The sequence below is a fragment of the Acidovorax sp. Root219 genome (assembly GCF_001428665.1).
In the GTDB taxonomy this organism is placed as follows: domain Bacteria; phylum Pseudomonadota; class Gammaproteobacteria; order Burkholderiales; family Burkholderiaceae_C; genus Acidovorax.
Map to the genome: position 1 here is coordinate 121714 of NZ_LMIJ01000046.1, position 23458 is coordinate 145171.

Below are 23458 nucleotides of genomic sequence, written 5' to 3' on the forward strand. Positions count from 1 at the left end.
ATCGCTCATCCCAGACCAGGGCACGCGGCAGGGCCGTGGCACACATCCCGTCGGCCCGCGCTTGCGCAAGGCAGCCCCGCAGACTCTACGACAGGATCTTTTTCTTGGCGGCCTGGAATTCTTCTTCCGTCAAGATGCCCTGGGCCCGCAGGGATGCGAGCTTGACCAGTTCGTCCCCTATGCTCACAGGGCCTGCGGAGGCCTGCCCGACGGGAGCGACAGCCTGTTCAATGAATTCCTTGATTTCCGTCACCCGCGCATTGTTGTTGTCGCTGTTGGAAAAAATGAACGAGTTTTCATCCTTGGCCGCCGAAAACACACCGCCCATGTTTTCTGTGCCACCAAGGATCGTGAACTGCAGAAAGCCATTGGCAATCCATCCGGCCTCTCGATGCTGCACAGCTTTGATGGAGGAAAAAGGGATTGTCTTGGTACCTTGAAGACCTTTGTTCAAAAAGCCAAGGACTCCCTTGGGCGTGATCGTCAGCCTGTCCTCAAAGACCTCCAGCGTGTCTTGCACGCCTTTCATGGAATACCGCAGTCCCATCAACCCCTCCAATCATTTCTCTGGCACAAAAGATAAACAGGCTTGGCCTGGCAGGCCTGCGCGGCCCGTTCCGTCCCGTCCCGTCCCGCACAGCATGGCTGTCCGTTCACCAGCCCGCCAACGAACAGACTTTACCGAAGACGGGCGCATGCCGCGCTGGCACCCAACCTGCTAAGGAAAGCCGCGCAAGCTCCTGTCCTTTCTGGCTTGCTCCAGCCGGCGCTGGCGCCCCTCCTTGTCAACCGCATCCATCTCCTCGTCCAGCAGCACCTGCCAGTCGTAGCCGACCCGGGTTTCCTTCGCCATCGTCAAGCCGATCTGCACTGTGTACTGGTTGTTGGGGTTCTGCCGGTCCGGTGAGTAGATCTGGATGGTGAGCTGGTACTGGCCGCAGCGCATGTCCAGCACCACCCCGCCAAAGCCATCCCGCTCACGAACGCACTGCGCGCGGTAGAGCGTGGGCAACAGGTCTCTGTACTTTTCGGCCAGGGTGAAGGCAGCCGTTCTCTCCGGCAGGCTCTTGCTCGCGTAGATGTTGCCGATGGTGTAGGTCTTGGGGGTGGTGAGCAGCTCGAGCTTCTCGAACTCGGGCGGAATCTCCGGCTTGTCGACAATGATGATGGCCCGCCCCTGGCTCCAGTAGCCCATGGTGGCCGGGGTCGTCACGAGACGGGCGCCCAGGCGGTGGCCGAACAGGTCACCGTCGGTCACACCAGCCGATGCGGCCATGCCAAAAAGGCCGCAACAGGCCACGGCAATGCACGACCTCAGTGCTCCCGCCTGCCAACCCGATCGAGGCCTTTTGCGGATCATCATTAATGTTCTCCTGCGCATAGCCTGCCCACCTGACCTGTGCAAATCGTACTGGTTTACGCACCGTGACAGTACAGGCCCCGCCCCAGGCCATCGCTCTCGGGCAGTTGTCCTACAGGCTGGAGATTGGCGGGCCGCAGCGCAAAGCAAGCCTTTCGTGACCAAGGAGGGGGACGGATGGGCATGGTGCACCTGGCCAAGAAGGACAAGCTACCGAGCTGGGCCGAGCATTCCAGTTTCAACTTCACGGTGACGAAGGGCTTGGTGCTGGAAGACATCACGGTGGAAACCCGCGACGTCTCCCGGTTGAACGAGATCGTCCAGTCCATTGGCGCCCGGTTCGGCGCTCCTCAAAAGACCTCCATGAAACCGGGACAAGGCGTAGCCACTTGGTCCGCGCCAGAGGTTCGGATCAGGATGCAGTGCGATACCAAGTGCTGGGTTAGCTTTCTCACCCCGGATGCCCAAGCCAAGAGCGACAAGGAGATCGAGGCCAGCAAGGCAGCGAATGCAGCACGGCCTGTGTCGCCTTAGCGGGCGACCAGAAACACCAGCAACGACAGCAGCTCGGGCGCCCAGAGCGGCAACATGCCGGCATGCGCAAGGACGGATCAGAGCCAATCCCATCCGTCAAATTCAGCACCGACATCGATGCCTGCAGCCGTCCACCGAAGATGGCAGCATCGAGGTGCGCGATGATGTGCGACCCCAAAGCAAAAAGGCCACCCCGCAAAGGGTAGCCTTTTACTGCCAATGAATGGCTCCTCAACCTGGGCTCGAACCAGGGACCTACGGATTAACAGTCCGGCGCTCTACCAACTGAGCTATTGAGGAATGATTGGTACTAATTCAAGCCAGCCTGCTCATCGGCTGACTAAGTGAAAGGCCCCGCGTACACATGCAGGGCCTGGCACTGAATTTTTGGCTCCTCGACCTGGGCTCGAACCAGGGACCTACGGATTAACAGTCCGGCGCTCTACCAACTGAGCTATCGAGGAACATCAAGACTTAGATTATATACACAAAACTTGGGCGTTTTCCACTCGGCGCGATGATCTTGGCCATCGGGCTGTGTTCCGCGCGGAACATGCACGGGTGGCAAGGGGCTCGCGGGCCCTGTCGCTGCGGGGTTGGCGGCCTTGCGGCATGATGTGGCCGACCCTGATGACAGCACGCATTCATCCACTCATTGCTTCCAGCCCCATGACCATACACACCATCCTGAAGATGGGCGACCCGCGCCTGCTGCGCGTGGCCCAGCCCGTGACCGCGTTCGACACGGACGAGCTGCACCTGCTGGTGCGCGACATGCTGGAGACGATGCAGTCCGTGAACGGCGCGGGGCTGGCGGCGCCGCAGATCGGGGTGGACCTGCAACTGGTGATCTTTGGCTCCAACGAGCGCAACCCGCGCTACCCGAGCCGGCCCATCGTGCCACCCACGGTGCTGATCAACCCGGTGATCACGCCGCTGGGTGATGAGGAAGAAGAGGACTGGGAGGGCTGCCTCTCGGTGCCAGGCCTGCGGGGCAAGGTGCCGCGCTGGGCGCGCATTCGCTACACGGGGTTCGACCTGTATGGTGACCCGATTGACCGCACGGTGGACGGCTTCCATGCCCGCGTGGTGCAGCACGAGTGCGACCACCTGATCGGCAAGCTGTACCCGATGCGGGTGCGGGACTTTACCCAATTCGGGTATACGGAGATTCTCTTCCCCGAAATCAGCGCCCAAGAAGACGATTGAGCGTCTGGAGAAAACTCTTCTGGCGTTGTTGCTGCGTCTTGTCGTACTAGTCGTACTGCCTGCGACGCAGCGCCTAGCGAGAACCGCTTCGCTGAGTTTTTCCAGCCGCTCTCCTTCTTCAAAAAGAGGGAGAAGCCGGCTCAAAACACCGACTTAGGCACCACCTCGCCCTGCTCCATCAGGATCCGTTCGCGCATCGAGCTTGAGTTGCAGAAAGGCCAGGTCCAGCCATTGGCCGAACTTGGTGCCCACTTCGGGCAGCAGGCCCACCTGGGTGAAGCCCAGGCGCTCGTGCAATTGGATCGATGCGGTGTTGCCGGCCTCGATGCCGGCCACCATGACGTGCTTGCCGATGGCGCGGGCACGCTCGATGAGGGCCTGCATCAGCAACTTGCCCAGGCCTGCGCCGCGGGCGTTCTGGTGCACGTAGACCGAATGCTCGACGGTGTGGCGGTAGCCGTCGAAGGCGCGCCAGTCGCCGAACGAGGCGTATCCAGCCACGGCGCCCTGGTCGTCGATGGCGACGAGCACGGGGTAGCCCAGGCGCTGGCGGTCGGCCAGCCAGGCGGCGCGGTTGGCGGCGTCCACCAGGGTTTCGTTCCAGATTGCGGTGGTGTTGGCCACGGCGTCGTTGTAGATGGCGAGAATGCCTTCGATGTCGCCCGCATGGGCATCGCGTATTTGTAGGGTGGTCATGGCTGTCAGGGATTGCAAGGTTCTCCATCCACTATGATGGACGAATAACGTATTTTGGTGGATTATTGTCCACCATGATGAAACACATGTCCACCAAAGTAGATAGCGTAGTCGATAGCCTGAGCCAGCGCATTGGCGCGCGCGTGCGCATCGAGCGCGAGGGCCGGGGTTGGTCGCTGACCGACCTGGCGGCGCACTCGGGTGTGTCGCGGGCCATGGTGCACAAGCTGGAGCGGGGCGAATCGAGCCCCACGGCGACCTTGCTGGCGCGGTTGTCGGGCGCGTTCGGGCTGAGCATGTCGCAGCTGATCGCCCGCGCCGAGGCCAAGGAGGGCCGGCTGCTGCGCCGGGCCGACCAACCGGTGTGGACCGACCCGCAGACCCGCTATGTGCGCACGCATGTGTCGCCCCCCTCCGACCTGCCGCTGGACCTGGTGCAAGTGGTGCTGCCTGCCGGTGCGCGGGTGCCCATGCCTGCAGCGGCCTATACGGCGAAGCGGCAGCTGATATGGGTGCTGGCCGGCTCGCTGGTGTTCATGGAGGGCGACACCCGGCATGCGATGGATGCGGGGGATTGCCTGGAACTGGGGCCGCCTGCGGACTGCGTGTTCAGCAACGAGACGGCGGCGGATTGCACCTACGCCGTGGTGCTTTTGCGCAGCAATTGAACTACCTACTGCCAAAGCGTTGGCAGGACGGCGAGCACCGGCGCAGCCGACAGGGTCCTACAAGCCGCCATGGGTAGCGCGCCTAGCATGAAGGCTTAAATCCCCCAGGAGCACGCCATGCCCAGCAACACACCCAAGCCCGGCTACAACCAGTATGGTTTGAAAGACGAAAGCGGCACACCCGGCCCAGCGTACGCCAACCGGCCCGGCGGAGAGCAGCCCGGGGTGGGGCCGGTGGATGCGGTAGACCCATCGGGGCATCGCTTGGGCGCCATTGAAGAGCATCCCAACCCCAAACCGGCATCGCGGCAGGGCACCGGCGTGACAGGCGAGACCGACGACAAGACGCGTTGAGAAACGGCTGACAAAACTCTTCTGGCGTCGTTGCTGCGTCTGGCCGGACGACTCCTGCTGCCTGCCTGCACCAGTTGCCGCTGAGAAGGGATGCGATGACACCTATAGAGGACTTTCTGAGATGCCGGCATCAAAGTCCAGGCTCAAGCTTTCACGTCGATGTGGTACATGCCCCAGGGGCACAGTGCAAAGCGTTCCTTCACGGGCTTGTCCTTGAAGGGGGCCACATTGTCGGCGTCGTACACCGCCCACTGCGGCCCCAGGCCGCCGAGCGCCATGGGCTGGCCGTCGATGCGGGTGGCAACGATCATGCGGTACTGCGCGGCGTCGGCCAGGCTGATGGCAACGTTGTAACCATCCACCGCGCGCAGGCCCAGTTGCACATTGCTGCCGCGTGGCACGCCAGCGGCCTCGAGCACCGTGACCAGCAACGGGCCTTCGAGAGTGTGGGGCTTGCCGTCGTATTCGAGCGTGGGCTTGATGGTCACTGCGGGCAGGCGCTGCAGCGCGGCCGCGTCGAACGCGAAGGCCTTGCTGAACTGGATGCTGTGCTTGCCCATCATCTGGTCGATGACGGGGTCGAGCGCGCCGCGGTTGGTCTTGCCGACGGCGCCGCTCACCGTCAGCAAAACGGGTTGCGCATTGCCGGCTTTGTTGCCGGGGGCTGCGATGGCATTGGCAGCCGGCAGCATCACCCCTGCCAGGCCGACGCTGGCGACAAAATCACGCTTGTTGATCATGATGGTTTTCTCCGAATGGTTGGTTGTTGGTATGGATCGCTGGTGCGGGGCCGTAGCGTGCGTTTGGCATGCGCTGGTGTCAAGCGGCAATTGGCCTGGCAGGGTCGTATGATTTCTGCCAGCCGCACGATTCGCGCGCAAACTCTCACCGAGCAGGAACCCCGCCATGCCGACCACCCTTGTCCAGCCCTTGTTGCGCCTTGCCCTGGCGGCACTGTTCGCAGCCCTGGCCCCGTTGGCCAGCGCTGCCAGTTTCGATTGCGCCAAGGCCCGCTCGGCCATGGAAAAGCTGATCTGCTCGGATGCCCCGCTCTCCGCGCTGGACGAGCAGCTCAACACTGCTTTCAAGGAGGCCATCACGCGCTCCAAAGCCCGGCCGCAGCTGGTGCAGTGGCAGCGCGAATGGCTCCAATCCTATGAGGTCACGCAGTGCAAAAACGCCCGCTGCCTGGGCCAGGAGTTCGCAGGCCGCATTGCGCTGCTGCAGAGCGTTGCGCCCGCCACCGCAGCAAGCGCCAAGTGGAATGGCGCATACACCCGCTACCTCCAGGGCAAGCCCGACAAGGACAGCGCCAGCCTGGCCATCGTCGGCCTGCAGGACGGCAAGGCCTACCTGGCGGGCGATGCCGTCTGGTATGGCCCCAACGCCGCCAACGGGCAGGTGAACGTGGGCGAGATACGGGGCGTGGGCACCCTGCGCAACGGGCTGCTGGCGTACGACGGTGATGGCTGCACGGCGACGCTGGCGTTGCAGCGCGGTGGACTGGCCGTGAAGGACGATGACGGCTGCGGCGGCATGCGCGTGACCTTTGTGGGCGAGTACCGGCGCAAGTAGCGCCCGCGCCGGCCAGGCGGTCTACAGGCTTATTTCCACGTGGTCGATCTTCCACCCGTCCTCGTCAACCAGGCGCACCTTTTGGCTCTCTGGCGATGTGGAAGTGCTGCCGCACACGTCCGTCTGCCGGTAGGTGAGCTCGGCCACGTTGCCAGACACGCTCTGCCCAGCCAGCTCGATCTTCTTGCACCGCGCGAGTGTCTGGGACATGTCCAGATAGACGCGTGCTACATCGTCGCGCGTCTTTCCCATCATCTTCATCATCGCGGGAATCTTCTGCTCTACATCGGCGCGCTTCCTGGCGGAATAGAAATGGGCTTCTTCCTCCAGGGTGGCAATGCCGCTGGCCGACTTCTGGTAGTAGCGCTCATAGAAAACGTCGGGTGCCTCCTGCTTCTGGCAGCCTGCAAGCACGATGAGCAGCAATGCCAATCCATATCCACGGCGCATGGGATCCCCTCTCCTGCCTTGTGATCGCGGCATTGTGCAGGCCGCTGGCACCGGATGGCACATGCCACGGCGATGCAGCAGGAAATTTGTCGCCTGCATCCGACATAGCGCACACGGCCCGCGCCACGATGGAACCGGATGTTGCCGCACAATCCAACAAACCACCCTTCGCAACCCCTGCCCCCATGCCCGCCCAACTCCCCTGGCTGGAACCCCATGACCCCTTCCCTCACCCGGCCAGTGCCTGGGGCCCCCGCGATCCGGCGCCGGGCCTGCTGGCCGCCGGTGGAGCGCTGGATGTGGAGCACCTGCGGGCGGCCTATGGGCAGGGCACCTTCCCTTGGTTCAGCGAGGGCCAGCCCATTCTGTGGTGGGCGCCCGACCCGCGCATGGTGCTGCCGGTGGCCGAGTTCCGGCTGCACCGCTCGCTGCGCAAGACGCTGCAGAAATTTGCCGCCGCCAGCAGCCACTGCGAGGTGCGCGTGGACACGGCCTTTGGCCAGGTGATACGCGCCTGCTCATCGACCCCACGCGAGGGGCAGGCGGGCACCTGGATCGTGCCGGACATGGTGCGCGCCTACGAGGCGCTGCACGCGGCGGGCTCGGCCCACAGCGTGGAGACCTGGGTGGATGGGCAACTGGTAGGCGGCCTGTACTGCGTGGCGCTGGGGCGGGCGGTGTTTGGCGAGTCGATGTTTGCGCATGCGACCGATGCCTCGAAGATCGCGCTGGCGGCGCTGGTGGCACTTTGCCGTGTGCAGGGCGTGGCGCTGATCGACTGCCAGCAGAACACGCGCCACTTGGCGTCGCTGGGGGCGCGCGAGATCCCGCGCGAGCAGTTCCTGCGCAAGATCGCCGTGGCGCAAGACCTGCCGGGCGGCGCGTGGACTTTCGAGCCCGTATACTGGAATCAACTGCTGGCCCACCCCACGCCCATGGCATGACGCAACTCAACGACCTGCCGCTGCAGACCCTGCAGTTCTATGCGACAGCGCCCTACCCGTGCAGCTACCTGCCGGACAGGCAGGCGCGGTCGCAGGTCGCCACGCCCAGCCACCTGATCCAGAGCGATGTGTACTCGGGCCTGGTGGCCACGGGTTTCCGGCGCAGCGGCATGTTCACCTACCGCCCCTATTGCGATGGCTGCCAGGCCTGCACCCCGCTGCGCGTGCGCGCCAGCGAGTTTCGCCCCGACCGCAGCCAGCGCCGCTCGGCGGTGCAACACGGCGCGCTGCAGGCGCGTGTGCTGCGCCTGTGCTTCGTGCCCGAGCACTACCAGCTGTACCTGCGCTACCAGAACGGCCGCCACGCGGGTGGCGGTATGGACCAGGACAGCATCGACCAGTACACCCAGTTTTTGCTGCAAAGCCGCGTCAACTCGCGGCTGGTGGAGTTCCGCGAGGTGGATGCCGCCACCGGCGAACCCGGCGCGCTGAAGATGGTGTCCATACTCGACGTGCTCAACGACGGCCTGTCGGCCGTGTACACCTTCTACGAACCCGAAGCACGTGCCAGCTACGGCACCTACAACGTGGTCTGGCAGATCGAGCAGGCACGCGCCATGGGCCTGCCCTATGTGTACCTGGGCTACTGGATCGCCGCGAGCCCGAAGATGAACTACAAGGCGCGCTTTCTGCCGCACGAGATCCGCCAGGACAATGTGTGGCACTGCGTTGACCGCAGTCACGCAGGTGGCACCCCGGGCGGGGCCGCCCAGGGCACCTGATGGTGCCATTGCATTTCACAAGGTAAGATGCAGCGATCAGAGGATGTTGTGGATATCCCTTACTCCACACCGTTCCCGCATTCCTGCAGCCCATGAAAAAAATCGACCCTGGTATCCCGATCAAACCCAGCGTCCAGGTACTGGAGCGCATGTTCACGCTGATCGACGTGCTCGCATCGCGTGAGGACGCCATCTCGCTCAAGGAAATCAGCGAGAAGACGGGTCTGCATCCCTCCACCACGCACCGCATCCTGAACGACCTGACCATCGGCCGCTTTGTGGACCGGCCCGAGTCGGGCAGCTACCGGCTGGGCATGCGCCTGCTGGAGCTCGGTAACCTGGTGAAGGCGCGCCTGAGCGTGCGCGATGCGGCGCTGGCCCCCATGCGCAACCTGCACAAGCTGATCCAGCAGCCGGTGAACCTGAGCATGCGCCAGGGCGACGAGATCGTGTATGTGGAGCGCGCCTACAGCGAGCGCTCGGGCATGCAGGTGGTGCGCGCCATCGGCGGCCGTGCGCCGCTGCACCTGACCTCCACCGGCAAGCTCTTCCTGGCGCTGGACGACCCGCAGCGCGTGCGCGCCTATGCCACCCGCACCGGGCTGGCCGGCCACACCCGCAACAGCATCACCCAGTTGCCCGTGCTGGAGCGCGAGCTGGCCAAGGCGCGCCAGTACGGCATTGCCCGCGACAACGAGGAGCTGGAACTGGGCGTGCGCTGCATGGCCGCCGGCGTGTACGACGACCAGGCCAAGCTGGTGGCCGGCCTGTCCATCTCGGCCCCGGCCGACCGGCTGGACGAGGGCTGGATGGCCAAGCTGCAGGCCACGGCGCAGGAGATCTCGCTGGCGCTGGGTTACGTGCAGGCCAAGGCGCCTACGCCCGCCCTGTCCTCATCGCTGCACGGCAGCGACATGGCGCACACGCCCGCCGACTGACAGCTGCGGTCAACGCGGCTGGACACCAGGCAAAAACAAAACCCCGGGGCTCGCGCCACCGGGGTTTTGTTTTGTCGGGAGTTTTGCCTGGCTGCCTGCCAACCGGTCAAGGCATGGGGCCGGCAGCGCCTCTTCAGCCGTTGGTGTTGCCGTGGACGACAGTCTTCACGGGGCTGATGGCGGCGGGCATGGATTCGACCCAGTGGCGCACGCGCTCGGCGTCACCCAGGCGGCTGAACTTGCCGGCCGAGTCCAGGAACACCATGATGACCTTGCGGCCGGCGAACTGGGCCTGCATCACCAGGCAGCGCCCGGCTTCGGAGATGTAGCCGGTCTTTTGCAGGCCGATGTCCCAGGTGGGGTTCTTCACCAGGCCGTTGGTGTTGTTGAATTGCAGGGTGCGCGCGCCCAGGGCCAGCTCGTAGCCGGGCGAGGTGGACAGCTCGCGCATGACAGGGTCGCCATGGGCCACGTTGACCAGCGTGGCCAGGTCGCGGGCGCTGCTCTGGTTGCGGCTGGACAGGCCCGTGGGCTCGACGTACTTGGTGTCGGTCATGCCCAGCAGGCGCGCCTTGGCGTTCATCTGCGCCACGAACACGTCCAGGCCACCGGGGAAGGTGCGGCCCAGGGCGTGGGCGGCGCGGTTCTCGCTGGACATCAGGGCCAGGTGCAGCATTTCGCCGCGGGTCATGGTGGAACCGACGGTCAGGCGCGAGCGGCTGCCTTTTTCGGTATCGACATCATCCTGGGTGATGGTCAGCTGCTCATCCATGGGCAGCTTGGCCTGGGAGATGATGAGGCCGGTCATGAGCTTGGTGAGCGATGCGATCGGCAGAACGGCGTGGTCGTTCTTGCTGAGCAGCACTTCATGGGTGTCCTGGTCGATCACCAGGGCCACGCTGGACTTGAGGTCCAGGGGGTCATTGACTTCGTGCAGGCCGGCCAGTTGGCCAAACGATGGCTTGGCGGGGATGAAGGCCACGCGGGTGGCGGCCCTGGAGGTCTTGGCCGAGACGCGCACCGGCTTGGCGGCAACGGCGGCCTTGCGCGGGCCAGCGGACTTCTTGGCGGTGGCGGATGCCACCTGCTTCTTGGCGGGCGCCTTCTTGCGCTCGTTGGCATGCGCCATGGGCGACGCAAGCGCCGCACTCACAACAACAAAGCCCAGAAGCTGGAAAAAACGGTTCATTGCGGTGCTGCGGCCATGGTGCATCAAAGTGCTCCAAAGGGTAAGAAGTGTGGGCCAGTGTACAGAATCAAAAAAAGTCGCGCAAGATCAAGACCTTGCGCGACTTTCCAAGAAAGTGAATGAATTATAAATTCAACACTTATCCCTGTGCAGCCACCCGGTCAGCTTTACTTTGTAATTTGTTCAACGCGCTGAGGTAGGCCTTGGCTGACGCGACCACGATATCGGGGTCAGCGCCCACTCCGTTGACCACGCGGCCGCTGTTCTGCAGGCGCACGGTGACCTCGCCCTGGCTCTCGGTGGAGCCGCTGATGGCGTTGACGGAATACAACACCATCTCGGCACCGCTCTTGACGTGGGACTCGATGGCCTTCAAGGATGCATCCACCGGGCCATTGCCTTCGGACTCGCCGCGCACTTCGTGGCCGTCCACCGTGAAGACGATGCGCGCACGGGGGTGCTCGCCGGTTTCGCTTTGCTGGAACAGCGAGACAAAGCCGTACTGCTCCTTCTCGGCGGTCACGCTTTCGTCGCTGACCAGGGCCAGGATGTCCTCGTCGAAGATCTCGCTCTTGCGGTCGGCCAGCTCCTTGAAGCGGGTGAAGGCACTGTTGACCTCGGTCTCGCTCTCCAGGCTCACGCCCAGCTCCTGCAGGCGCTGCTTGAAGGCGTTGCGGCCGCTGAGCTTGCCCAGCACGATCTTGTTGGCGCTCCAGCCCACGTCTTCGGCGCGCATGATCTCGTAGGTGTCGCGTGCCTTGAGCACGCCGTCCTGGTGAATGCCGCTGGCGTGGGCGAAGGCATTGGCGCCGACCACGGCCTTGTTGGGCTGCACCACGAAGCCGGTGGTCTGGCTGACCATGCGGCTGGCCGCCACGATGTGCTTGGCGTCGATGTTCAGGTCCAGGTCGAAGTAGTCGCGGCGTGTCTTGATGGCCATGACGACTTCTTCGAGCGAGCAGTTGCCGGCGCGCTCACCCAGGCCGTTGATGGTGCATTCCACCTGGCGGGCACCGCCGATCTTCACGCCGGCCAGGGAGTTGGCCACGGCCATGCCCAGGTCGTTGTGGCAGTGCACGGACCAGATGGCCTTGTCGCTGTTGGGAATGCGCTCGCGCAGCGTCTTGATGAAGTTGCCGTACAGCTCGGGGATGGCGTAGCCCACGGTGTCGGGCACGTTGATGGTGGTGGCACCCTCGGCGATCACGGCTTCGAGCACGCGGCACAAAAAGTCCGGGTCGCTGCGGTAGCCGTCTTCGGGGCTGAACTCGATGTCGGCCACCAGGTTGCGGGCAAACCGCACCGACTGGCGCGCCTGCTCGAGCACCTGCTCGGGCGTCATGCGCAGCTTCTTTTCCATGTGCAGCGCCGAGGTGGCGATGAACGTGTGGATGCGCGCGCTGTTGGCTTCCTTGAGCGCTTCGGCCGCGCGCGAGATGTCACGGTCGTTGGCGCGCGAGAGCGAGCAGATGGTCGAGTCCTTGATGGCGTGGGCAATGGCCTGCACAGCCTCGAAGTCGCCATTGGAGCTGGCCGCAAAACCCGCTTCGATCACGTCCACCTTCAGGCGCTCGAGCTGGCGTGCGATGCGCAGCTTCTCGTCCTTGGTCATGGAGGCGCCGGGCGATTGCTCGCCGTCGCGCAAGGTGGTGTCGAAAATGATGAGTTTGTCGGCCATGGGGTTCTCCTGGTATTGATGGTGGGGTGGTCCGCAACGCTGAATTCTGGCGCCCAAAGCAAAAGGCCCGTTGCGGGTGCATACGGGCCTTTGTGGAAAACGTGTGCGCGTGCGCCTACCGTCTCCGCCCGTGGGGAGCTAGCAGTAGGATTGCAATGGCCAACGTGTTCATGCCGTGCAATGTAGCACAAGTGCAGCCAATGCGGCGCGCTGCCGTCATTTGTGCAGGCCGCGCTCGTCGGGTTCGTCGGTGGAGGTGCTGATCACGCTGCTGTGCTGCCCCTTGGCCTTGCGCCAGGCGTACACGCCGTAGCCGCTCAGGCCATACAGCACGAACACGCTGAACAGAATGATGGGCGGCGAGATGTTGATGACGGCGATGCCCAGCGCGATCAGCACGATCACGACGAAGGGCACGCTCTTTTTCATCTGGATGTCCTTGAAGCTGTAGAACGGCACGTTGGTCACCATGGTGAGGCCGGCGTACAGCGTGAAGGCGAACATGATCCAGGTGACCTGGTTCCAGGTGAGCCAGGTGTCCATGCCGCGTTGCACCCCGAGCTCGGTCATGAGCCAGATGAAGCCAGCCACCAGCGCAGCGGCTGCAGGCGACGGCAGGCCCTGGAAGTAGCGCTTGTCCACCACGCCCGTGTTCACGTTGAAGCGTGCCAGGCGCAGCGCGGCGCAGGCGCAGTAGACGAAGGCCGCGATCCAGCCCCAGCGGCCCAGACCCTTGAGCGACCATTCGTAGGCGATGAGCGCGGGTGCGGCGCCAAAGGACACCATGTCCGACAGCGAATCCATCTGCTCACCGAAGGCGCTTTGCGTGTTGGTCATGCGGGCCACGCGCCCGTCCAGGCTATCGAGCACCATGGCGCAGAACACGCCCACGGCCGCCAGGTCGAAGCGCCCGTTCATGGCCATCACGACGGAATAGAAGCCCCCGAACAACGCCGCCAGCGTGAACAGGTTGGGCAGGATGTAGATGCCCTTGCGCCGCTTGCGCACCATCACACCAGAACCGTCGGCGGAATCCTTGCCGTCATGCATCGAACAAATCTCCATCGCCAGACCGGCCGGCGTGAACAGCTACCCAATTTATAGTATTCGGCACCTGCGCCGCACGGCGCATGGCACCCCCTCCGAGAGAACCGAAGGCGCAGTGTAGCTGCACCGGCAGGCACCCGGGCCATGTACCTGTTAACAATTGATTACGCAAGGCCATGCGGCCCGCCGCAGGTGGCATGCCCAGCCCCACCCGGCAACGAAAAAGGCCACCGAAGTGGCCTTTTGGATCGTGTACGCAGGGCGCAGTGGATCGCGAGATCAGTTGCGGGTCTGGTCGACCAGCTTGTTCTTGGCAATCCAGGGCATCATGGCGCGCAGCTTGCCACCCACCACTTCGATGCTGTGGTCGGCGGTGTTGCGGCGGCGGGCGGTCATGCTCGGGTAGTTCAGGCGGCCTTCCTGGATGAACATCTTGGCGTACTCGCCGCTCTGGATGCGCTTCAGGGCATTGCGCATGGCAAGGCGCGACTGCTCGTTGATGACTTCAGGGCCGGTCACGTACTCGCCGTACTCGGCGTTGTTCGAGATCGAGTAGTTCATGTTGGCAATGCCGCCTTCGTAGATCAGGTCCACGATGAGCTTGAGCTCGTGCAGGCATTCGAAGTAGGCCATTTCAGGGGCGTAGCCGGCTTCGACCAGGGTTTCGTAACCCATCTTGATCAGCTCGACGGCACCGCCGCACAGCACGGCCTGTTCGCCGAACAGGTCGGTCTCGGTTTCTTCCTTGAAGTTGGTCTCGATGATGCCGGCCTTGCCGCCACCATTGGCCATGGCGTACGACAAGGCCAGGTCACGGGCCTTGCCGGACTTGTCCTGGTGCACGGCCACCAGGTGGGGCACGCCGCCGCCCTGGGTGTAGGTGTTGCGCACGGTGTGGCCAGGGGCCTTGGGGGCGACCATCCACACATCGAGGTCGGCGCGGGGCACGACCTGGTTGTAGTGCACGTTGAAGCCGTGGGCAAACGCCAGCGAAGCGCCTTGCTTGATGTTGGGGGCCACATTGTTGGTGTAGACCTCGCCGATCTGCTCGTCGGGCAGCAGGATCATGACCACATCGGCGGCCTTGACCGCGTCGTTGACTTCCATCACGTTCAGGCCGGCCTTGCCGACCTTGTCCCACGAGGCACCGCCCTTGCGCAGGCCGACCACGACCTTCACGCCGCTGTCGTTCAGGTTCTGTGCGTGGGCGTGGCCCTGCGAGCCGTAGCCGATGATGGCAACGGTCTTGCCCTTGATCAGGCTCAGGTCACAGTCTTTGTCGTAGAAAACTTTCATGGGTCGCTCCGGTTGAAATACGTTGTTTGGGTTGAAAAATAAACAGTCGATTGTCTTACATCGGATTTGGATTCGGCCGGATGGCTAGGCGGGGAGCCGCAGACAGTGCTTTGGCACGGCAAGGCTGCCCAACGACGCTAGCCGGTCGAAGGCAAATCCGTTACACGCGCAGGATTCGCTCGCCGCGGCCGATGCCGCTGGCGCCGGTTCGCACGGTTTCCAGGATGGCGGTGCGGTCGATGGCCTGCAGGAAGGCGTCGTTCTTGGACTGGTCACCGGTGAGCTCGATGGTGTAGCTCTTTTCGGTCACGTCGATGATGCGGCCGCGGAAGATATCGGCCATGCGCTTCATCTCCTCGCGCTCCTTGCCCACGGCGCGCACCTTCACCATCATGAGCTCGCGCTCGGTGTAGGCACCCTCGGTGAGGTCGACCACCTTGACCACTTCGATGAGGCGGTTCAGGTGCTTGGTGATCTGCTCGATCACGTCGTCGGAGCCCGTGGTCTGGATCGTCATGCGCGACAGCGATGGATCCTCGGTGGGCGCCACGGTGAGCGATTCGATGTTGTAGCCACGGGCAGAGAACAGGCCCACGACGCGCGACAGCGCACCGGGTTCGTTCTCCAGCAAAACGGCAATGATGTGTTTCATGGTGAAGACATTCCTCTTTTCGCTGCCCTCCCCTGCGCACGGTAATGCACAGGCTCGGCAGGCAATAGATTCGTCGAAGTGAAGCTATCGAACTGATAGCAGGAGATTGGCCTGCAGCAATCGCAATTGCCGCCTGCTGCAGGCCGCAGCGGGAGCCGAAGGCCTGCGTTTACAGGTCTTCGGAGCCCAGCAGCATTTCGGTGATGCCCTTGCCGGCCTGCACCATCGGGAACACGTTCTCGGTGGGGTCGGTACGGAAGTCCATGAACACCGTGCGGTCCTTGAGCTTGCGTGCTTCGCGCAGCGCGGGCTCGACGTCCTTGGGGTGCTCGATCAGCATGCCGACATGGCCATAGGCCTCGGCCAGCTTCACGAAGTTGGGCAGCGCATCCATGTAGCTGTGGCTGTAGCGGCCGGAGTATTCGATTTCCTGCCACTGGCGCACCATGCCCAGGTAGCGGTTGTTCAACGAGCAGATCTTGATCGGCGTGTTGTACTGCAGGCAGGTCGACAGCTCCTGGATGTTCATCTGCACCGAGCCTTCGCCGGTGATGCAGAACACCTCGGCTTGCGGCTTGGCCAGCTTGATGCCCATGGCGTAGGGAATGCCCACGCCCATGGTGCCCAGGCCGCCGGAGTTGATCCAGCGGCGCGGCTCGTCGAAGCGGTAGTACTGGGCTGCCCACATCTGGTGCTGACCCACGTCGGACGTGATGTAGGTGTCCACGTCCTTGGTCATGTTCCACAGCGTTTCCACCACGTACTGGGGCTTGATGACGTCGGGACTGCCCATGCTGTACTTCAGGCAGTCGCGCTTGCGCCAGCCTTCGATGGTGTCCCACCAGGCGGCCAGGGCGCCGGCATCGGGGCGGGTGCTGCTTTCGCGGACCATGGAGATCAGCTCGGTGAGCACGTCCTTCACGTCGCCGACGATCGGGATGTCGACCTTCACACGCTTGGAGATGCTCGACGGGTCGATGTCGACGTGGATGATCTTGCGGTCGTTCTGCGCGAAGTGCTTGGGGTTGCCGATCACGCGGTCGTCGAAGCGCGCGCCCACGGCCAGCAGCACGTCGCAGTTCTGCATGGCGTTGTTGGCTTCGATGGTGCCGTGCATGCCCAGCATGCCCAGGAACTTGCGGTCCGACGCGGGGTAGGCTCCGAGGCCCATCAGCGTGTTGGTGACCGGGTAGCCCAGCATGTCCACCAGCGTGCGCAGCTCGTTGGTGGCATTGCCCAGCAGCACGCCGCCGCCGGTGTAGATGTAGGGGCGCTTGGCGGCCAGCAGCAGTTGCAGCGCCTTGCGGATCTGGCCGCTGTGGCCCTTGCGCACGGGGTTGTACGAGCGCATTTCCACGCTCTGGGGGTAGCCGGTGTAGGCCGCCTTCTTGAAGGACACGTCCTTCGGGATATCGACCACCACGGGGCCGGGGCGGCCGGTGCGGGCGATGTGGAAGGCTTTCTTGAGCGTGATGGCCAGGTCGCGCGGGTCCTTGACCAGGAAGTTGTGCTTGACGATGGGGCGCGTGATGCCGACGGTGTCGCATTCCTGGAAGGCGTCGAGTCCGATGGCGGGCGTGGGCACCTGGCCGGAGATGATCACCATGGGGATCGAATCCATGTACGCCGTGGCGATGCCGGTGACGGCATTGGTCAGGCCGGGGCCCGAAGTGACCAGGGCGACGCCGACTTCACCCGTGGCGCGGGCGTAGCCGTCGGCGGCGTGCACAGCCGCCTGCTCGTGGCGCACCAGAACGTGCTGGATGGTGTCCTGCTTGTACAGCGCGTCGTAGATGTACAGAACCGCGCCGCCGGGGTAACCCCAGATGAACTGGACGTTCTCTGCCTGGAGCGACTTGATGAGGATCTCGGCACCCATGAGGTCCTGAGAGCCGGAAGCGGAGGGGGTGTTGTTGCCCTGCGAAGCAGCGGCTGCCGAAGTGAGCTCGGCCTTGGAGATTTCCATGATCAACCTTTGTGAATTTCTCTGACGAAAAACCTTGGGTGCCCCTTGCATGGACTCTTGTGGAGCCAGCTTGGAACTTGAGGCCAAGGACATGGGCGGGATGATTGCCGCGCCGGACCGTGACCCGTTTGCCTTTTGAATTGCAGCCGCGATTATCGCACTGCAACACGTGCAAATGCATGCTGCGTCTAAAAAAACACCAGAGGATGCGATAATCGGCGGCTGGGCTCCTCTCAGGAGGGGCTCTGCACCTGTTGTTGGGGCGCCGCACTGGCGCATATCCTGCAGCATCCCATTCCCGGGCTGACCCGTCTTGGCAACCGAACAAGAACTCTCCGATTTCCTCAAAAGCGTAGAAAAGCGTGCCTTCAAGCGCTCGGTCTACCACGTCCGCAATGAGGAAGCGGCCCTGGACATCGTGCAGGACAGCATGCTCAAGCTGGCCGAACACTATGGGGACAAGCCGGCGGCCGAGCTGCCCATGCTCTTTCAGCGCATCCTCTCCAACTGCACCCTGGACTGGTTTCGGCGCCAGAAGACACGCAATGCACTGTTTTCGAGCATGAGCGACTTCGAAGGGCCCGGCGAAGATGGCATGGATTTTGATCTACTGGAGGCGTACTCCGGCCCCGACGACGGAGACAAGGCCGAAAGTGCCGAAGACCTGACCCGAAGGGCCCAGACCTTCCACCAGATAGAGGCCGAGATAGAAGAATTGCCAGCACGTCAACGGGAAGCCTTCCTCATGCGTTACTGGGAAGAAATGGATGTATCAGAAACGGCAGCCGCCATGGGTTGTTCGGAAGGCAGTGTGAAAACGCACTGTTTTCGTGCCATACAAACCCTGAGCAAGGCACTGAAAGCCAAAGGAATAGAACTGTGAACACCACCCCGACCCTCTCCCAGGAAGCTGCAGCAGAACGTTTTGCCCGCCGCGTATCGGCGCGGCTGACGGATGGCTCGCAGGATCTGCCCTATGACATCTCGGAGCGCCTGCGCGCATCGCGCATGCAGGCACTGGCCCGGCGCAAGGTGCTGGCCCCCGTGCGCGCCCCCGCCAGGGCAGCCGCTCCGGTGGTGCTGGCCAGTGGCGCCTCGGCCGCCCTCGGCGGTGGCGGCAGCGAAGGCAACAGCTGGTGGAACGCCCTGGTGTCCGCCGTGCCGCTGATCGCATTGGTGGTGGGCCTGTTCTTCATCAGCACGGTGCAGGACGAGTTTGGCGCCAACGAGATCGCCGAGGTGGATGCCGCTCTGCTGACCGACGAACTGCCTCCAGAAGCCTACTCCGACCCGGGATTTGTCCAGTTCCTCAAGACGGCAGCGCAGAATCACTGATTTGGCCCACTGCCCGATGCATGCATAAAGGACTTCCCGACGCCCCCCCACCACTGCCAGCCATCGTGCTGGCTTTGGCGCTTCTGGGCGCGCTGACCGCCTTCGCCGTGACGGTCGTGCAGCAGGTGGGCATGGCACCCGCCACCTTGCTGCCGTCGGCCGCCACGCGCCCCACCCCTGCAGCGGCGACGGCCCTGCGCCCCGCAGGCGGCGCCACCGCCCTGCCCTCCGAAGGCCTGGCCGAAGTGTCTGCAGGCCCGGGCTGGGAAACACTGAACACCCGGCAAAAGCTTGCGCTCTACCCCTTGGCCGAACGCTGGTCGCTGATCAGCGAGGTGCAAAAGCGCCGCTGGCTGGCGTTGGCGGTAAATTTCCCCGAGCTGCCCGAAGAGGAGCAGGCCAAGCTGCACAGCCGCATGACCGAATGGGCCAGCCTGAGCGCGCAGCAGCGCAGCCAGGCCCGCCTGAACTACGCCAGCACCAACCGCCTGGCCGGGGACAACAAGCTCGCCCAGTGGGAGGCCTACCAGGCCCTGACCGCCGAGGAGCGCGACCTGCTGGCCGCCACGGCCCCACCCAAGCCCCGGGGCGCAGCGACCGCGCTGCACCCGGTATCCCCACGCAAACTGGTGCAGGTGCCCGCCGCCACGCAGGCCAACCCCCTGCGCCCCAATGCACCCAAGATCCCGCCGGTGACCGACCATGGCCCGCGCCTGGCCATGCCGGTCCCCGCCGCAATGCCCGCTTCGGAGGCCTCGGCCTCTGGCCCCGCCAGCCCCGTGGTGGTGGAAACAGCCCCTGTGGCCGTGCCCACCGCCGTGCCGGCCGCGCTGCCACCGCTGGCGCCTGCGGGCTCCGACCCGGCAGCCCCTTCAGCACCGCCCAGCGCCGACAATTCCGGCCTGTACCCCAACAACTGACGGCGTCAGCCGTGCCGATCGCGCAGCCCGGAATGCCCGCCTCCCCCACCCCCAGCACGCCGCAGGCAGACATGGCCCCCCAGGCCACGGCACCCGCCACCACCCCCAGCCTCATGCGCCGCATGGCCTGCTGGCTGTACGAGGGCATGCTGATGTTCGGCGTGGTCTTCATCGCCGGCTACCTGTTCGGCACCCTGAGCCAGACCCGCAATGCCATGGACAACCGCCATGCGCTGCAGGCCTTTCTGTTCGTGGTGTTCGGCATCTACTTCACCTGGTTCTGGGCCAAGGGCCAGACCCTGGCCATGAAGACCTGGAACATCCGCGTGGTGGACCGTGCCGGCCGCCCCATCAGCCAGCCGCGCGCCCTGCTGCGCTACGTGCTCAGCTGGCTGTGGTTCTTGCCGCCGCTGGCTGCCGTGTCTCCCTTCGCGCTCTCGGGCGGCGAAACCACGGTCCTGGTCATCGGCTGGGTGGCCGTCTGGGCCATTCTGGCGCGCTTCCATCCAGAGCAGCAGTTCTGGCACGATGCACTGGCCGGCACCCGGCTGGTGCATTTCGAGCACAGCAAGAAGTAAGCACCTCGGTGCGGGCTTCTTTGAGCAGGTTCTTAAGCCCACCGTCATAACACTGCGCGAGAATCCCGGTTTTTCCTTATGTCCACACCCCAGCCCACCGCCCCCGCCAATCCCCAGAAAGCCCGCACGGGCCTGAACCGCATCTGGCATGCCGCCGGCTACTCGTTCGAAGGCCTGCGCGCCGGCTGGGGTGAAAAGGCCTTTCGCCAGGAGGCCGTCGCCGCCATCGTGCTGTTGCCGGCTTCGCTGTGGCTGGGGCGCAGCTGGGTGGAGGTGGCCCTTCTGGCCGGCTCGGTGGTGATCGTGATGATCGTCGAGCTGCTCAACACCGGCATCGAGACCGCCATCGACCGCATCGGGCCCGAATGGCACGACCTGTCCAAGCGCGCCAAGGACATGGGCAGCGCCGCCGTGCTGCTGGCGCTGCTGCTGTGCGCGGGCATCTGGGCAGGGGCCATTTTTCAAAGGGTAGCGCATGGCTGAACCGGCTTTTTCCATCTGCGTGTACTGCGGTTCGCGCCCCGGCGAGAACGAAGCCTATGCCGAAGCGGCCACGGCCGTGGGCACATGGATCGGCGCGCATGGCGGGCAACTGGTCTATGGCGGCGGGCGCAGCGGCCTCATGGGCACGGTGGCGGAGGCCACGCGCCAGGCCGGTGGCCGCGTGGTGGGCGTCATTCCCCAGGCGCTGGTGGACAAGGAACTGGCCAACCGCCAGTGCGACGAATTGCACATCGTGCAGACCATGCACGAGCGCAAGGCCATGATGGCCGAGCGCAGCGATGCCTTCATCGCCCTGCCCGGCGGCATCGGCACCTTCGAGGAGCTGTTCGAGGTCTGGACCTGGCGCCAGCTCGGCTACCACGACAAGCCCTTGGGCCTGCTCAACGTGGCCGGCTACTACGACGGCCTGCTGGCCTTTTTGAACCACAGCGTGGCCAGCGGCTTCATGGGAGAGTGGCAGATGGGGCTGCTGCACGCAGGCAGTGATACCCCTGCACTGCTACAGACGCTGATAGAACAGGCCGGCAACAATGCGCGCCAGATCCCGCTGCGGTCGGTGATCTAAGCCAAAGGCCCGCCAAAACTGGCGCGATGCAAAGCCAGTGCCACCGTGGAACTGGCTTTGCCAGGCCACTGGTGGCGTCCCCCTCAGAGGGATGGCGCGAAGCGACTCAGGGGGAGCCTATACAGCAGCGTCGTCCAAGTCGCCGGTGCGGATACGCACCGTGCGCTCGACAGCCGTCACAAATATCTTGCCGTCACCGATCTTGCCGGTGCGCGCGACGTTGACGATGGCGTCCACGCAGCGGTCCACGTCCTCGCTCTTGACGACGACCTCGACCTTCACCTTGGGCAGAAAGTCCACCACGTACTCGGCACCGCGGTACAGCTCGGTGTGGCCCTTCTGGCGGCCAAAGCCCTTGACCTCGGTGACGGTCAAACCCGTCACGCCGCATTCGGCCAGGGCTTCGCGGACTTCTTCGAGCTTGAAAGGCTTGATGACGGCGGTGATCATTTTCATGGCGGGTCTCCTGGAGATGAAAAAAAGGGAACGGGCTGCTCGTGGCCTGGGCTCAGGCCGTCAGACTGCATCAAGCGCGAAAGCTGTTGGTGATAGGGTAACGCCAATCCTTGCCGAAGCTGCGGCGCGTGACGCGAATCCCTACGGGCGCCTGCTGGCGCTTGTATTCGTTGATCTTGATGAGCCGGGTCACGCGCTCCACGTCGGCGCGTGCAAAGCCGGCGGCGATGATGGACTCGATGGGCTCGTCGTTCTCCATGTAGCGCGAGACGATGGCGTCCAGCACGTCGTAGGGCGGCAGGCTGTCCTGGTCCTTCTGGTCGGGGCGCAACTCGGCGCTCGGCGGGCGGGTGATGATGCGCTCGGGGATGGGGCTGGCGCCCGTGCCGTAGGGGTCGTTTGCATTGCGCCAGCGGCACAGCGCGAACACGGTGGTCTTGGCCACGTCCTTGATCACGGCGAAACCGCCGGCCATGTCGCCGTACAGCGTGCAGTAGCCAGTGGACATTTCGCTCTTGTTGCCCGTGGTCAGCACGATGGAGCCGAATTTGTTGGACAGCGCCATGAGCAGCGTGCCGCGGATGCGCGCCTGCAGGTTCTCCTCGGTCGTATCTTCGGCCAGGCCCGCGAAGTCGCTGGCCAGCGCGGCCTTGAAGGCCTCGAACTGGGGTTGGATGGAAATCTCGTCATAGCGCACGCCCATGCGGGCCGCCATGTCGCGCGCATCGATCCAGCTGATGTCAGCGGTGTAGGGCGAGGGCATCATCACCGCACGCACCTTGTCTGCGCCCAGCGCATCCACGGCGATCGCCAGCACCAGGGCCGAGTCGATGCCGCCCGACAGGCCCAGCAGCACGCCGGGGAAGCGGTTCTTGCCCACATAGTCGCGCACGCCCATCACCAGCGCATCCCACAGATCGGCCTCGGCACTGCGCAGCGGGGCGATGTCACCCTGGAGTGCCAGTTGCACGGCGCCGCTGCCAGCTTCCACCTGCACAGTGAAAAGCTCTTCCTCGAAGCCCGGGGCCCGCGCCACCACGGCACCATCGGCGCCGAGGACGAAGGACCGGCCATCGAACACCACCTCGTCCTGCCCGCCTACCAAATGGGCGTAGACCAGGGGCAGCCCCGTCTCGCGCACGCGCTCGCGCATGGTGTCCTCGCGCTCCGCGCTCTTGCCCAGGTGGAAGGGCGAGGCATTGATCACCGCCAGCAGCTGTGCACCGGCGGCTGCGGCGTCGCGCGCGGGCGCAGCGAACCAGGCGTCCTCGCAGACCAGCAGGCCCACGCGCAGGCCAGCCACCTCGAACACGCAGGGCGCCTGCCCGGCCACGAAGTAGCGCCGCTCGTCGAACACCTGGTAGTTGGGCAGCTCGCGCTTGGCATAGGTCTGCTCCACCACGCCATCGCGCAGCACGCTGGCGGCGTTGAAGCAGGCGCTGAAAGCCGGGGCATCGGCGCGCACGGCCTGGGGATGCCCGAGCACGATGGCCAGGCCTTTCAACCCCGCAGTCTCACGGGCCACGGTTTTCACGGCATCATCGCAGGCGGCGATGAAGGCCGGGCGCAGGAACAAATCCTCCGCCGCGTAGCCGCAGATCGCCAGCTCGGGCGTGAGCAGCAACTGCGCACCCTGGGCATGGGCGTCCCGCGCCGCGGCAATGATCTTTAGTGCATTGCCGGGCATGTCGCCCACCACGAAATTGAGTTGCGCTGTGCAAATGGAGAGCGTCATGGAACTGGAGAAGGCCCTTGGGGTCAG

At 64.4% G+C, this 23458-nt stretch carries 27 protein-coding genes and 2 tRNA genes; 14 read left to right on the forward strand and 15 right to left on the reverse strand.

The genetic code is table 11. From position 1 onward, the window contains the following. Positions 1-85: 85 nt before the first annotated feature. Positions 86-529, reverse strand: a complete 444-nt coding sequence (locus ASE28_RS29050) for an SHOCT domain-containing protein (RefSeq protein ID WP_057269541.1) — start codon at positions 527-529, stop codon at positions 86-88. A gap of 189 nt (positions 530-718) precedes the next feature. Then, positions 719-1276 carry a hypothetical protein gene (locus tag ASE28_RS29055; protein ID WP_057269542.1) on the reverse strand — a complete coding sequence of 186 codons (558 nt, stop codon included), beginning with the start codon at positions 1274-1276 and terminating at the stop codon, positions 719-721. A gap of 261 nt (positions 1277-1537) precedes the next feature. Between ASE28_RS29055 and ASE28_RS29060 the strand changes: the two genes are divergently transcribed. Next, positions 1538-1894, forward strand: coding sequence for a hypothetical protein (locus ASE28_RS29060; protein WP_057269543.1), 357 nt, complete (start codon positions 1538-1540; stop codon positions 1892-1894). A 224-nt stretch (positions 1895-2118) separates the two neighbouring features. Here the strand turns inward: ASE28_RS29060 and ASE28_RS29065 are convergent. After that, positions 2119-2194: transfer RNA gene (locus ASE28_RS29065), tRNA-Asn, on the reverse strand. An 88-nt stretch (positions 2195-2282) separates the two neighbouring features. Then, positions 2283-2358: transfer RNA gene (locus ASE28_RS29070), tRNA-Asn, on the reverse strand. Between the two features lie 205 nt (positions 2359-2563). Between ASE28_RS29070 and def the strand changes: the two genes are divergently transcribed. Continuing rightward, complete coding sequence (gene def, locus ASE28_RS29075; RefSeq protein WP_057269544.1) at positions 2564-3103, forward strand: peptide deformylase; 540 nt, start codon at positions 2564-2566, stop codon at positions 3101-3103. Between the two features lie 153 nt (positions 3104-3256). On the opposite strand, the gene ASE28_RS29080 is transcribed toward def, so the two are convergent. Beyond that, complete coding sequence (locus ASE28_RS29080) at positions 3257-3799, reverse strand: GNAT family N-acetyltransferase (RefSeq protein WP_057269545.1); 543 nt, start codon at positions 3797-3799, stop codon at positions 3257-3259. An 86-nt stretch (positions 3800-3885) separates the two neighbouring features. On the opposite strand from ASE28_RS29080, the gene ASE28_RS29085 reads away from it, so the two are divergent. Both ASE28_RS29085 and ASE28_RS29090 read left to right on the forward strand, forming a co-directional pair. After that, positions 3886-4467 (forward strand): XRE family transcriptional regulator, encoded by a 582-nt coding sequence (locus ASE28_RS29085; protein ID WP_057269546.1) that lies wholly within the window; start codon positions 3886-3888, stop codon positions 4465-4467. A gap of 117 nt (positions 4468-4584) precedes the next feature. Next, a complete protein-coding gene (locus ASE28_RS29090) occupies positions 4585-4821 on the forward strand; it encodes a hypothetical protein (RefSeq protein WP_057205816.1) in 237 nt (78 codons plus the stop codon). 143 nt (positions 4822-4964) lie between these two features. Here the strand turns inward: ASE28_RS29090 and ASE28_RS29095 are convergent, their stop codons facing one another. Then, entirely contained in the window at positions 4965-5561 is a 597-nt protein-coding gene (locus ASE28_RS29095; RefSeq protein ID WP_082608313.1) for a molybdopterin-dependent oxidoreductase, read from the reverse strand. Positions 5562-5727: 166 nt separating this feature from the next. On the opposite strand from ASE28_RS29095, the gene ASE28_RS29100 reads away from it, so the two are divergent. Next, on the forward strand, positions 5728-6396 hold the full coding sequence (locus ASE28_RS29100; protein WP_057269547.1) for a lysozyme inhibitor LprI family protein: 669 nt from the start codon (positions 5728-5730) through the stop codon (positions 6394-6396). A 21-nt stretch (positions 6397-6417) separates the two neighbouring features. On the opposite strand, the gene ASE28_RS29105 is transcribed toward ASE28_RS29100, so the two are convergent. Continuing rightward, positions 6418-6846 (reverse strand): hypothetical protein, encoded by a 429-nt coding sequence (locus tag ASE28_RS29105; protein ID WP_157422173.1) that lies wholly within the window; start codon positions 6844-6846, stop codon positions 6418-6420. A gap of 185 nt (positions 6847-7031) precedes the next feature. On the opposite strand from ASE28_RS29105, the gene aat reads away from it, so the two are divergent. From aat to ASE28_RS29120, 3 genes are all read left to right on the forward strand, one after another. After that, positions 7032-7790 carry a leucyl/phenylalanyl-tRNA--protein transferase gene (aat, locus tag ASE28_RS29110; protein ID WP_057269549.1) on the forward strand — a complete coding sequence of 253 codons (759 nt, stop codon included), beginning with the start codon at positions 7032-7034 and terminating at the stop codon, positions 7788-7790. Further along, entirely contained in the window at positions 7787-8572 is a 786-nt protein-coding gene (locus tag ASE28_RS29115) for an arginyltransferase (protein ID WP_057205808.1), read from the forward strand. The genes aat and ASE28_RS29115 overlap by 4 nt, the downstream gene beginning before the upstream one ends. A 92-nt stretch (positions 8573-8664) precedes the next feature. Continuing rightward, a complete protein-coding gene (locus ASE28_RS29120; RefSeq protein WP_057205806.1) occupies positions 8665-9510 on the forward strand; it encodes an IclR family transcriptional regulator in 846 nt (281 codons plus the stop codon). 133 nt (positions 9511-9643) lie between these two features. On the opposite strand, the gene ASE28_RS29125 is transcribed toward ASE28_RS29120, so the two are convergent. The 6 genes from ASE28_RS29125 to ASE28_RS29150 form a co-directional block, all read right to left on the reverse strand. Beyond that, entirely contained in the window at positions 9644-10723 is a 1080-nt protein-coding gene (locus ASE28_RS29125) for a serine hydrolase (protein WP_057205804.1), read from the reverse strand. 115 nt (positions 10724-10838) lie between these two features. Next, the gene (locus ASE28_RS29130) at positions 10839-12377 is read right to left on the reverse strand and encodes a 2-isopropylmalate synthase (RefSeq protein WP_057269550.1); all 1539 of its coding nucleotides are present in this window, start codon (positions 12375-12377) and stop codon (positions 10839-10841) included. 216 nt (positions 12378-12593) lie between these two features. Then, positions 12594-13427, reverse strand: a complete 834-nt coding sequence (pssA, locus tag ASE28_RS29135; RefSeq protein ID WP_057269551.1) for a CDP-diacylglycerol--serine O-phosphatidyltransferase — start codon at positions 13425-13427, stop codon at positions 12594-12596. Between the two features lie 276 nt (positions 13428-13703). Then, positions 13704-14720: a ketol-acid reductoisomerase gene (gene ilvC / locus ASE28_RS29140; protein ID WP_057205799.1), complete on the reverse strand. Its 1017-nt coding sequence runs from the start codon at positions 14718-14720 to the stop codon at positions 13704-13706. A 160-nt stretch (positions 14721-14880) separates the two neighbouring features. After that, complete coding sequence (ilvN, locus tag ASE28_RS29145) at positions 14881-15372, reverse strand: acetolactate synthase small subunit (RefSeq protein ID WP_007857867.1); 492 nt, start codon at positions 15370-15372, stop codon at positions 14881-14883. A 169-nt stretch (positions 15373-15541) separates the two neighbouring features. Then, the gene (locus tag ASE28_RS29150) at positions 15542-17338 is read right to left on the reverse strand and encodes an acetolactate synthase 3 catalytic subunit (protein ID WP_057206217.1); all 1797 of its coding nucleotides are present in this window, start codon (positions 17336-17338) and stop codon (positions 15542-15544) included. A 313-nt stretch (positions 17339-17651) separates the two neighbouring features. On the opposite strand from ASE28_RS29150, the gene ASE28_RS29155 reads away from it, so the two are divergent. The 6 genes from ASE28_RS29155 (at position 17652) to ASE28_RS29180 (ending at position 21240) form a co-directional block, all read left to right on the forward strand. After that, positions 17652-18221 (forward strand): RNA polymerase sigma factor, encoded by a 570-nt coding sequence (locus ASE28_RS29155; RefSeq protein WP_057205797.1) that lies wholly within the window; start codon positions 17652-17654, stop codon positions 18219-18221. Then, a complete protein-coding gene (locus ASE28_RS29160; protein ID WP_057269552.1) occupies positions 18218-18673 on the forward strand; it encodes a DUF3619 family protein in 456 nt (151 codons plus the stop codon). Before ASE28_RS29155 ends, ASE28_RS29160 begins: the two co-directional genes overlap by 4 nt. A gap of 20 nt (positions 18674-18693) precedes the next feature. Continuing rightward, positions 18694-19593: a DUF3106 domain-containing protein gene (locus ASE28_RS29165; RefSeq protein WP_057269553.1), complete on the forward strand. Its 900-nt coding sequence runs from the start codon at positions 18694-18696 to the stop codon at positions 19591-19593. A gap of 71 nt (positions 19594-19664) precedes the next feature. Continuing rightward, positions 19665-20171 (forward strand): RDD family protein, encoded by a 507-nt coding sequence (locus ASE28_RS29170; protein ID WP_057269669.1) that lies wholly within the window; start codon positions 19665-19667, stop codon positions 20169-20171. 78 nt (positions 20172-20249) lie between these two features. Next, positions 20250-20654, forward strand: coding sequence for a diacylglycerol kinase (locus ASE28_RS29175; protein ID WP_057269554.1), 405 nt, complete (start codon positions 20250-20252; stop codon positions 20652-20654). Continuing rightward, positions 20647-21240 (forward strand): TIGR00730 family Rossman fold protein, encoded by a 594-nt coding sequence (locus tag ASE28_RS29180; RefSeq protein ID WP_057269555.1) that lies wholly within the window; start codon positions 20647-20649, stop codon positions 21238-21240. Before ASE28_RS29175 ends, ASE28_RS29180 begins: the two co-directional genes overlap by 8 nt. 117 nt (positions 21241-21357) lie before the next feature. Here ASE28_RS29180 and ASE28_RS29185 read toward each other — a convergent pair whose 3' ends face one another. Beyond that, complete coding sequence (locus ASE28_RS29185; protein ID WP_015013651.1) at positions 21358-21696, reverse strand: P-II family nitrogen regulator; 339 nt, start codon at positions 21694-21696, stop codon at positions 21358-21360. A 70-nt stretch (positions 21697-21766) separates the two neighbouring features. Further along, on the reverse strand, positions 21767-23431 hold the full coding sequence (locus ASE28_RS29190; RefSeq protein WP_057269556.1) for an NAD+ synthase: 1665 nt from the start codon (positions 23429-23431) through the stop codon (positions 21767-21769). Between the last annotated feature and the right edge of the window lie 27 nt (positions 23432-23458).